At 60.0% G+C, this 9534-nt stretch carries 10 protein-coding genes; 8 read left to right on the forward strand and 2 right to left on the reverse strand.

The genetic code is table 11. The annotated features are described in order from the left end of the window. The first annotated feature begins 155 nt into the window (after positions 1–155). The 7 genes from Y707_RS30730 to Y707_RS0112950 all read left to right on the forward strand — a co-directional run bounded on the left by Y707_RS30730 (position 156) and on the right by Y707_RS0112950 (position 6794). Positions 156–653 carry a DUF7793 family protein gene (locus Y707_RS30730; protein WP_155852966.1) on the forward strand — a complete coding sequence of 166 codons (498 nt, stop codon included), beginning with the start codon at positions 156–158 and terminating at the stop codon, positions 651–653. After that, positions 628–2247, forward strand: coding sequence for a putative bifunctional diguanylate cyclase/phosphodiesterase (locus Y707_RS25790; protein ID WP_081744845.1), 1620 nt, complete (start codon positions 628–630; stop codon positions 2245–2247). The genes Y707_RS30730 and Y707_RS25790 overlap by 26 nt, the downstream gene beginning before the upstream one ends. Before the next feature lie 256 nt (positions 2248–2503). Beyond that, a complete protein-coding gene (rplM, locus tag Y707_RS0112930; RefSeq protein WP_026535407.1) occupies positions 2504–2947 on the forward strand; it encodes a 50S ribosomal protein L13 in 444 nt (147 codons plus the stop codon). Between the two features lie 38 nt (positions 2948–2985). Next, positions 2986–3522, forward strand: a complete 537-nt coding sequence (rpsI, locus tag Y707_RS25795) for a 30S ribosomal protein S9 (RefSeq protein ID WP_026535408.1) — start codon at positions 2986–2988, stop codon at positions 3520–3522. Between the two features lie 133 nt (positions 3523–3655). After that, positions 3656–5005: a phosphoglucosamine mutase gene (glmM, locus tag Y707_RS0112940; protein ID WP_026535409.1), complete on the forward strand. Its 1350-nt coding sequence runs from the start codon at positions 3656–3658 to the stop codon at positions 5003–5005. Positions 5006–5121: 116 nt separating this feature from the next. Then, complete coding sequence (locus tag Y707_RS25800; protein ID WP_051441968.1) at positions 5122–6567, forward strand: glycosyltransferase family 2 protein; 1446 nt, start codon at positions 5122–5124, stop codon at positions 6565–6567. Next, positions 6564–6794 (forward strand): hypothetical protein, encoded by a 231-nt coding sequence (locus Y707_RS0112950; protein WP_253905162.1) that lies wholly within the window; start codon positions 6564–6566, stop codon positions 6792–6794. The genes Y707_RS25800 and Y707_RS0112950 overlap by 4 nt, the downstream gene beginning before the upstream one ends. 40 nt (positions 6795–6834) lie before the next feature. On the opposite strand, the gene Y707_RS0112955 is transcribed toward Y707_RS0112950, so the two are convergent. Both Y707_RS0112955 and Y707_RS0112960 read right to left on the reverse strand, forming a co-directional pair. Continuing rightward, positions 6835–7119, reverse strand: a complete 285-nt coding sequence (locus Y707_RS0112955; protein WP_026535411.1) for a twin-arginine translocase TatA/TatE family subunit — start codon at positions 7117–7119, stop codon at positions 6835–6837. Positions 7120–7135: 16 nt separating this feature from the next. Next, positions 7136–8554: an alkaline phosphatase PhoX gene (locus Y707_RS0112960; protein ID WP_026535412.1), complete on the reverse strand. Its 1419-nt coding sequence runs from the start codon at positions 8552–8554 to the stop codon at positions 7136–7138. Between the two features lie 260 nt (positions 8555–8814). Here Y707_RS0112960 and Y707_RS25805 point away from each other — a divergent pair. Beyond that, positions 8815–9534 (forward strand): sulfotransferase (locus Y707_RS25805; RefSeq protein ID WP_026535413.1); only part of this gene is annotated, 720 nt, incomplete at its 3' end.

The following is a 9534-nucleotide window of genomic DNA, read 5'->3' on the forward strand; positions in this document are numbered from 1 at the left end:
CCGCCGCTCTCGAAGAACTTCAGGGGTAATGGCTCGGGCCGTTTTGCCAGAACAAAGTAATTTGCGTCACGCTGGCCCCAGGGGCAGGTATGCGCTTATCATGAGGCTATCGAGAGAAGAACGTCAGGGTCTCAGCTTCGCTGGCGGAACTTCTTATGGAGGAAACAACGACGGATTTACTGCCGTTGCATTGGGGTTGTGGGGGAACAGTGCTGGATATGCCTGTAGTAGCAGACCGGAGAAGCTTTACTGAGGAGCCTGAGCCTATTGTGCTCACGGAGGATCCTGCACCGGACATTCGGTTTTGTGCTGATGGGGTGATCCGTCTCCAACTGCCTCCGGGGATCCACATCAGTGAGGCCGTCGCCAGAAAAACAATCGATCGTCTCATCGAACTAAGCGGCGGACGCACTGTTCCCGTTCTCTTGCAATTAACTGGTGTTGGTTCTGTGAGCCGTCGTGCCAGGCGGGCATACGCCGCAACGAAATCAGCATCCGCGTTTGCGTTGTTAGGCGAGAGCCCAGTCGACCGAGTTATTGCGAGCTTCTTTCTTGGTGGGGAGGCGCCGAACTGCCCGACCAAGTTTTTCACCTCCGAATCGGAAGCGCTTACCTGGCTGGAGGGCTATGTCCAAGCAGAAGAAGTCAGCTGATCACAGACTTGACTCATTGGTTGACGGCATCGTGCGCCTTTCCTCTGGAGACCTGAAAACCCGAATTGATACTTCCAAGAACCGCGACGAGATTGATGCTGTAATTACCGGCTTCAACCTTCTTGCAGCGGAGCTTGAGATAGCGCAGCAGGAACTTGAAGAACGGGTCGAAAGCCGCACCGCGATGCTCCATGAGGCGCATATAGCCATGGAGAGAATGGCCATGACTGATGCGTTAACCGGTCTCGCGAACCGGGTGGCGTTCATGCGCGCCTTGGAAGAAACTCTGGATGAGGCCAACCAAGGGGCGGCGCCTCCTGCCTTGCTCCTGCTGGACCTGGATTCGTTCAAGGCGGTAAATGACAGCTTGGGTCATGCGGCCGGCGATCATGTCCTAGTGACAGTGGCCGAACGGTTACGGCGGGTGGTTCGGGAGACGGACACCGTTGCCCGTCAAGGCGGAGACGAATTCGCCATACTCATTCCTCATTCCACCCCGGCACATGCGCAGCGTGTAGCAAGTGGCGTGTTGAACGCCTTGAACGAGCCGATTGAACTTGCCGAAATGCAGGTGTTTCCCAAGGCCAGCATAGGTCTTCACATCGCCCGGCCAGGAACGACGGCAGAAAATCTGCTGCTCGAGGCGGATACCGCTATGTACGAAGCTAAGGCCAGCGGGCGGAGCAATGTAAGAATTTTCGAGCCAATCATGCTGCACGCACGGCAGATGCGTAACACCCTCACATCCGAGCTGCGCGTGGCCATCGCGGAGGATCAGCTGATTCTCCACTATCAACCCGTTGTCCATCTGGCCACAGGACGAATCCAGGGAGTGGAGGCCCTCGTCCGCTGGAATCACCCGACCCGCGGTCTCGTCATGCCGGATGAATTCATCCCTCTCGCGGAAGAAAGCGGTAGCATCGTCGAGCTGGGCCGCTGGGTACTTATGACAGCAGCGAAACAAATGCGGGAATGGCAGAACCAGCTCAGCCTGGCCAACGACTTCAAGGTTGGAATCAACCTCTCCGCGGTCGAACTTCGGCGGATCGATTTGGTGGAAGACGTACGAAATGTTCTGCGCGCGACCGGGCTTGAACCTGCAAATCTTGTGCTCGAAATTACGGAGACCGCACTCGTCACCAGAAACGAGGTCGACAGATACGCACTCACAGGCATAAAGAAGCTCGGTGTGGGCATTGAAATCGACGACTTCGGCACCGGCTATTCCTCCATCAGCTACCTTCGTGAGCTTCCCGTTAATATGGTTAAGATTGACCGTTCCCTCATGGGGCAAGTGGCGACCTGTCCGCGCCAGCAAGAGTTTGTGGCCGCCATCCTTCAACTCGTCCGAGCATGTGAGCTGGAAGCGATTTTTGAGGGAATTGAAACTTGGGAGCAGGCCGAACAACTGAAAAGGCTCGGCTGCTCCTCCGGTCAGGGATACTACTTCAGTCGACCTATGGCGGAACCCGAGATGACGGCATTATTGACCAGAACTGCCCGCAATGGTGGCAGTTCGGAGAATATATCGCTTGCAAGTTGGATGGCAGATGAAGCCATGAAATTTGACGCCTCTCTGACGTCCGCGAAATGAACTATGCTGCCTCAGTTTGCCCCGGAGGCCTGCGCCGCGCTACGATTTATTGTCGTTGTGCGTGTCCTGTCTCGATACGCTGCGCTCTGTGGAGGTTCAGTTGCAGAACCGTTAATTCACTGGAGTCAGCCGAGGCCCGAGGGATCGCCGGTTACATTTCAGTCCTCACCTGGAGTTCCGGTACCGCATAAGTAACCGGCGTTGCATAGGAACACATGCTCCGCCATCGAAGAACACTCAAACGAAGGCAAACACCGTGCGTACGTACACCCCGAAGCCAGGCGACATCAACCGCCAGTGGCACGTCATTGACGCCACCGACGTTGTCCTAGGCCGTCTTGCCAGCCAGACCGCAACACTGCTGCGCGGAAAGCACAAGCCGACCTTTGCCCCCCATATGGACATGGGCGATTTCGTCATCATCATCAACGCCGAGAAGGTCGCCCTCACCGGGGCCAAGCTCGAACAGAAGCGTGCCTACCGCCACTCCGGTTACCCGGGTGGTCTCTCCTCCATGACCTACGCGGAACTGCTCGAGAAGAACCCGGTCCGCGCCGTGGAGAAGGCCATCATCGGCATGCTGCCCAAAAACAAGCTGGCTGCCCAGCAGGTATCAAAGCTGAAGGTCTACGCCGGTGCAGAGCACCCGCATGCGGCCCAGCAGCCCAAGACGTTCGAAATTAACCAGGTCGCCCAGTAGTCCTGGCCACCAACACAAACTTTTAACTAAGGAGAATCGTGGCTCAGAATACTGAAGAGCAGACGACGAATACTGAAGAGCAGACGACGACTGAAACCACTTCCGAGGAAGTACCCACCAGCTACACCTCAGAGAGCGCGCCGGAGTCGGCCGAGTCGGCCCCGGCACGTGAGCGCCCGGCCCTGACCGTTCCCGGTGGAGCAGTCGGCCGCCGCAAGGAAGCCATCGCCCGCGTGCGCCTGATTCCCGGAACCGGCACTTGGAAGGTCAACGGCCGCGAACTGGCCGACTACTTCCCGAACAAGCTGCACCAGCAGGAAGTCAACGACCCGTTCCGCATCCTGGAGCTCGAAGGCGCCTACGATGTCATCGCGCGCATCAACGGTGGCGGCCCATCCGGCCAGGCCGGCGCGTTGCGTCTGGGTGTAGCCCGTTCCTTGAACGAGATTGACCGCGAGAACAACCGCCCGGCGCTGAAGAAGGCCGGCTTCCTGGCCCGCGACGCCCGTATCATCGAGCGCAAGAAGGCTGGTCTGAAGAAGGCCCGCAAGGCTCCGCAGTACTCCAAGCGCTAAAGTTCCGCCCGCCGGGATCAGCGCGAGTATTACAGCAAAGCCCGTCTGGATCCGCTACGCCGGTTCCGGACGGGCTTTGTTGTATCCGGAACGTGACCAGATCCGATGGGGTCGTGCAATAAGATTGGGTTCAATGTCTAGATTGTTTGGGACCGATGGGGTTCGAGGATTAGCCAACGGCTTGCTCACGGCAGAGCTCGCCCTGGAGCTGGCTCAGGCCGCTGCAGCGGTGCTTGGCCACGACAAAATTTCGGATGGACGCCGTCCGACGGCGGTCATCGCCCGCGACCCACGGGCCAGCGGAGAGTTCATCGCCGCCGCCGTCGAAGCGGGTTTGGCGAGTTCCGGCGTCGACGTTTACGACGCGGGCGTGCTTCCCACGCCCGCGGCCGCATATTTGATCGCGGATTTGAACGCTGACTTTGGCGTGATGATTTCCGCCTCGCACAATCCCGCACCGGACAACGGCATCAAATTCTTCGCCCGCGGCGGGCAGAAGCTCGCCGACGATGCCGAAGATGCGATCGAAGCCCAGCTCAGCAAGGACAAGCTGCGGCCACTCGCCGGGGATGTCGGCCGGATCTCGCGCTTTGCGGACGCCGAGGACCGCTACATCGTTCATCTGCTCTCCACGATGCCGGCGCGCCTCGACGGGCTCAAGATCGTCATCGACTGTGCCAACGGGGCTGCCAGCGGCTGTTCCCCGCAGGTATTCAAGGATGCAGGGGCGGATGTGATCGTCATCGGTGCCGAGCCGGACGGCCTCAACATTAACGACGGGGTCGGCTCCACCCACATGGACCAGCTGAAGAAGGCCGTCGTCGGACACGGGGCCGATATGGGCGTCGCCCACGACGGCGACGCCGACCGCTGCCTCGCCATCGACCATGAGGGCAACGAGGTCGACGGCGACCAGATCATGGCGATCCTGGCAATGGCGTTGCATGCCGCGGGCGGGCTCAAGGACAACGTCCTGGTGGCCACCGTGATGAGCAACCTTGGCCTGAAGCTCGCAATGTCGGCGGCAGGAATACGCATCGAGGAAACCGCCGTCGGAGACCGCTACGTCCTCGAGGCCATGCGCAAGGGCGGCTACAGCCTTGGCGGCGAACAGTCCGGCCACGTGATCTTCAACGAATACGCCACCACCGGCGACGGGGTCCTGACAGGTCTCCAGTTGGCGGCACAGGTCGCAGCGACAGGGAAGACGCTGGCCGAGCTTGCCACGCAAATGACCAAGATGCCCCAGGTGCTGATCAACGTCAGCGACGTCGACAAGAGCAAGGTCACGCTGCACGACGGACTGCGCAGCGCCGTCCTGGCCGCAGAAGAACAGCTGGGGGCCACTGGACGCGTGCTGCTGCGTCCGTCTGGGACAGAACCGCTCGTGCGCGTCATGGTCGAGGCAGCGGACCTGTCCACCGCCGAGACTGTGGCCAATGACCTTGCAGGAGCCGTCCAAACACATCTGGCGCTGACCTAGGTGTATTAACATGGAAGTTGGCGACGTCAGTGTGTCCCGGCTTTCATTTGACCACAAAGCAAGCAACTTGTGTGACGTATGTTACTAATGAACGTTTGTGGTGCTATTATTCGCCCATGGGGAAGAGGCGGTTTCAGCGCACAGTCGGCATAGTCATCGCAATTGCGGTGATAAGCGCGGCGGCGATGGTGTGGTTCATCGTTGCGGCAGAGCGCCCCGCGGCCGGCTATGCGCCAACCCAGGGCATCCTTTTCGGGGTTTGGACCGTTCTCTATGACGCTGAAGCGCCGCCCTTGCGAGTGATGCTCGCGGCCGTTGCTCTCGCACTCCTGCTTGCTGCGAGTGTGGCTCTGCTTGAACAGCGCATTGCGAACACCTCACGCCGGTCGGTAAATGCCTTGGCAACTCCTCTGGCGCCGAGGGTTGTGATGGCTTCCACGCGCGGTTTTTACGCCGGGCCGGTATCGGTGACCGTGTTAATTCCGGCTCACAACGAGGAAATCTCCCTGCCGTTGACGATTGCTTCACTTCTGAATCAATCGCACCGTCCCGAGCGGGTGATTGTTGTTGCCGATAACTGCACAGACTCGACGGTTGCCGTAGCCCTGCGGGCGGGAGTTGAGGTGCTCGAATCGGTGAACAATACGCAGAAGAAGGCAGGCGCACTGAACCAGGCGCTCAAGCAACTGCTCCCTCAACAGGGTGATAACGACGTCGTCATGGTGATGGATGCAGATACAAGACTCGATGACGGTTTCCTGGAAACAGCAGTCGTCCGCTTCACTGACGACAGGGCATTGATGGCCATCGGGGGTCTTTTTTACGGGGAAGACGGACATGGGTTGCTCGGCCTTTTCCAGCGCAATGAGTACATCCGCTACGCCCGGGAAATCCGCCGCAGACGCGGCCGGGTATTTGTCTTGACCGGGACGGCTTCGATTTTCCGACCCGCCGCGCTGAGGACAGTAGCAAAGAACCGCGGCACATCGATCCCGGGACAGCCCGGAGACGTCTACGACACCGCCGCATTGACCGAGGACAATGAATTAACCATTGCGCTGAAGTCCCTGGGCGCACTCATGATATCCCCTCCGCAATGCACGGTCGTCACTGAGTTAATGCCCACCTGGTCGACATTGTGGGCGCAACGGCTGCGGTGGCAACGCGGCGCGTTGGAGAATCTCGGTGCCTACGGCATCACACCCCAGACCATGCGTTACTGGGCGCAGCAGTTCGGTATCGGCTATGGCGTCATTGCCCTGGGCTCTTACCTGTTACTCATCTCAATCATGGTGCTCTCGCTCGATGTCTGGATCTGGTTCCCATTCTGGCTCGGGCTGGGGGCGCTGTTCATGATCGAACGTGTTGTAACCGTGTGGAAGGGTGGTTGGCGGGCACGCCTGCTGGCCCTCACGCTCTTCCCCGAACTGCTTTTCGATATGTTCCTCAACATTGTCTATGTCAAGGGAATCATCGACATCTCCCTTGGGCGGCAGGCCGCTTGGAAGCACCTAACCCCTAAGGCTCCCGCAAGTGCTCATACGGAGGGAGTGAGGGTATGAACGCTGCCATCGGCGTAATGCCTCCCACCGGAATTCTCCTTCCGGGAGCGACCTTGCAGACCGAATTGTTCGCTGTCCTGGCGGCATTCGTCGCAATCAACACCGTTATGTACGTCGCGTTGTCGGTCGCCAAGATTCTGCCCAAGGTGTACCTCGCAGGCTGGCTCCGGAAACAAAAGACACGCTCTGAGACCCGGAGCATCCATCCGGACGCACCCGTAGGGTAGCTCTTCCGCAGACTGGAGCAAATCCCTGAGGTCTGCTCCCTTACGAACTACGGTCCGACGGGGGTCTTGTTGCGCTTGCCATGCTGTCTGCACTTCCGGAGTGGCTCGTGCCTTTATCGGAATCGTGCTCGCGGTCGGCAGGATCCGGATCGCCGTCGGACTCTGGATTTACATCGTCCTTCATCTGGTGAACTTCAGACTTGAAGATCCGCAGGGACTGGCCGACGCTGCGTGCCATCCCGGGGAGTTTGGGTGCTCCGAAGAGCAGCAGCGCGAGGATAACGACAATGATGAGGGGCAGTGGGTTGTCGAAGAGTTTCCCCATGGGGAGACGTCCTTTCTTATGAGACAGCGTTGCTGGGACGGCCCCACGGCCCGGTCACGGCGAGCGTGAAGCCGGGGGACTGGATGTTCACGAACAGCGTGTTGCCGTCCGCGCTGAAGGCGGGACCGCAGAATTCGCTGTTGTTGTAGTCGTTGCGTGCCAGCGGATAGGCCTTGCCCTGTGAAGTAACGCCGACCAGGTGCGAGATACCCGAACCGTCCTCGGCAAGGATCAGCCCGCCATGGGGAGAGACGGTGATGTTGTCCGGACCGTCGAAGTTTCCGTTGTCCTGCTCCGGTTCCGTATTGATGCCGAAGATCGTCTTGAGCGTGATGGTCTCGCTGGATGGGTCGTAGAACCAGACCTGGCCATCGTGGTCATTGGCACTGCCGTCCTCTGTACGGGCGAAGCTGGAGACGAAGAATGCGCCGTCGTCGGCCCACCACTGGCCCTCAAGTTTGCGTGCGCGGGTAACCTGGCCGGCTTCAAACTGGTTGCGCACCGACACGGTGGCAGCGCTGCGGTCCGGAACGTCAACCCATTCGACCTTCAACCGGGTGCCGACGTTGGTTGCCTCCGACAGATCCGGGATGTGCTGGCTGCCGAGGAAGCAGCGCATCGCCTGGAGCCGACCCGCGTTGTCGCCACCGGGCAACTCAGCGAGGTTCCGCAAGGCGTTCTTTCCTGCAACGAAGCCCATCGGTGGTACCCACCGGAAGTAGAGACCGTTCGGGTTGCCGGCGTCCTCGGTCAGGTAAACCTCGCTGGTGGCCGGATCGACTGCCACTGCCTCATGGGAGTATCGGCCCATGAAGGTCAACGGAACCGAGCTTTTGCCAATGTTGGCGGCGCGGCTTTGCGGATCGACTTCAAAGACGTAACCGTGGTTTTTGGTGTTTCCACCTTGCCCGGCGCGGGACTCGGTCTCCTCGCAGGTCAACCATGTGTCCCAGGGGGTGATGCCGCCGGCGCAGTTATTGTCCGTCCCCGCCAAAGATGTGTACTGGCTGACCCTTCTGCCGTCCTTGTCGACGAGGATGGTTGACGTGCCCCCGATAGCGCCCGGGTCGTAGGTTATCCCGTCCATCGCCGGAACAGGGAAGTCCTCCTCGCCGCTGTTCTCATGGTTGGTCACCAGGATGGAACCGCCATCACCGGCGGCGAAAACGCCCATACCATCCGGGTCACTGGGATGGACGCCGTCGTCGGTTGAAGTCTCACCGGAACGGGCAATCAGCTCGTAGGAGAAGCCCTCCGGCAGCGCAAGAATACCCCGAGGGTCCGGCACCAGAATGCCGTAACCGGTGGCGGTGCCCGTGGCCGCAGAGGCAGGCCTGATGAACGCGTCGAGGCTTCCGGATCCTGCGAAGGCGAAGCCGAGACCGGTGGCGGCGGTGCCGCCCAGGAACCCGCGGCGGGAAACAGATGAAGTCATAAAAACAGCCTCCTATGGGGGAATGGGCCGCATAAATGTCGGCCGAGTCCACCCTGACGCGCCGACATGGTCAGTATGGAACCGCCGACTGACATCCAGATGAACTCTCGCAGCAGTGGGACTTCCGTGACTGAGCCCGGCAACGTTTCCGGTGGGTGAACGTCGGGTGACATGTTCGCGCAGGGGCGCTTTTGGATCGATATGGCCTCCTCATGGCCGCTAGCCTTGGGCACGATAGGTATCAATCGACAGGAGGTCCGGTGGACACGGTGGCGTATCTCGGTGGCGTGGCACGCCGGATTCCGCGGCTCAGGGACGTTATTGCCGAACGGGATTATCTGCGTCGGCGGAATGCGGAAATCTGCTTGGAGAATGAGCGCCTGCAGAGCGGATCCCGGAACCAGGGCGAAGGCCTGAAGTACCTGTTTGTGGTGACGTACGGACGTTCCGGATCGACCTTGCTCCAGGGGATCTTGAATACGATTCCCGGCTACCTGATCCGCGGCGAAAACCGGGGACTAATGGGCGACCTCTACAAATTCCACCAGCGGGCGGTCAAGGACCGGGAGCAACGTAGGAAAGCCGAACCGATCCCCGTGACGCACCCGTGGTTCGGGATCGACGGTTATCCCGACGACGTTGCACTTTCCGGCATGCGGGAGCTGGCGTTGAGCACCTTCATCCGGCCAGAGAATGACTCCCGGGTGGTGGGTTACAAGGAAATACGTTGGCCACAGAACGACTTGCCAGAATTCATCGGGTACCTGCGCAGCGTGTTTCCCGGGGCCCGGTTTGTCGTCAACACGCGGTCCCTCGAGGAAGTAAGCCGCAGTAAATGGTGGGCCGACAAGCCGAACGCGCTCGCTGAGCTGAAGGCGACGGAGGAGAGGTTCCTGGCACTGGCAGAGGACCTCGGAGATGCCGCCTTCCGGGTGCACTTCGACGACTACGTGGCCGACCCGTCGAGCCTGTCATTCCTC

Origin of the sequence: Arthrobacter sp. H14, assembly GCF_000520495.1 — a bacterium.
GTDB lineage: Bacteria > Actinomycetota > Actinomycetes > Actinomycetales > Micrococcaceae > Arthrobacter_C.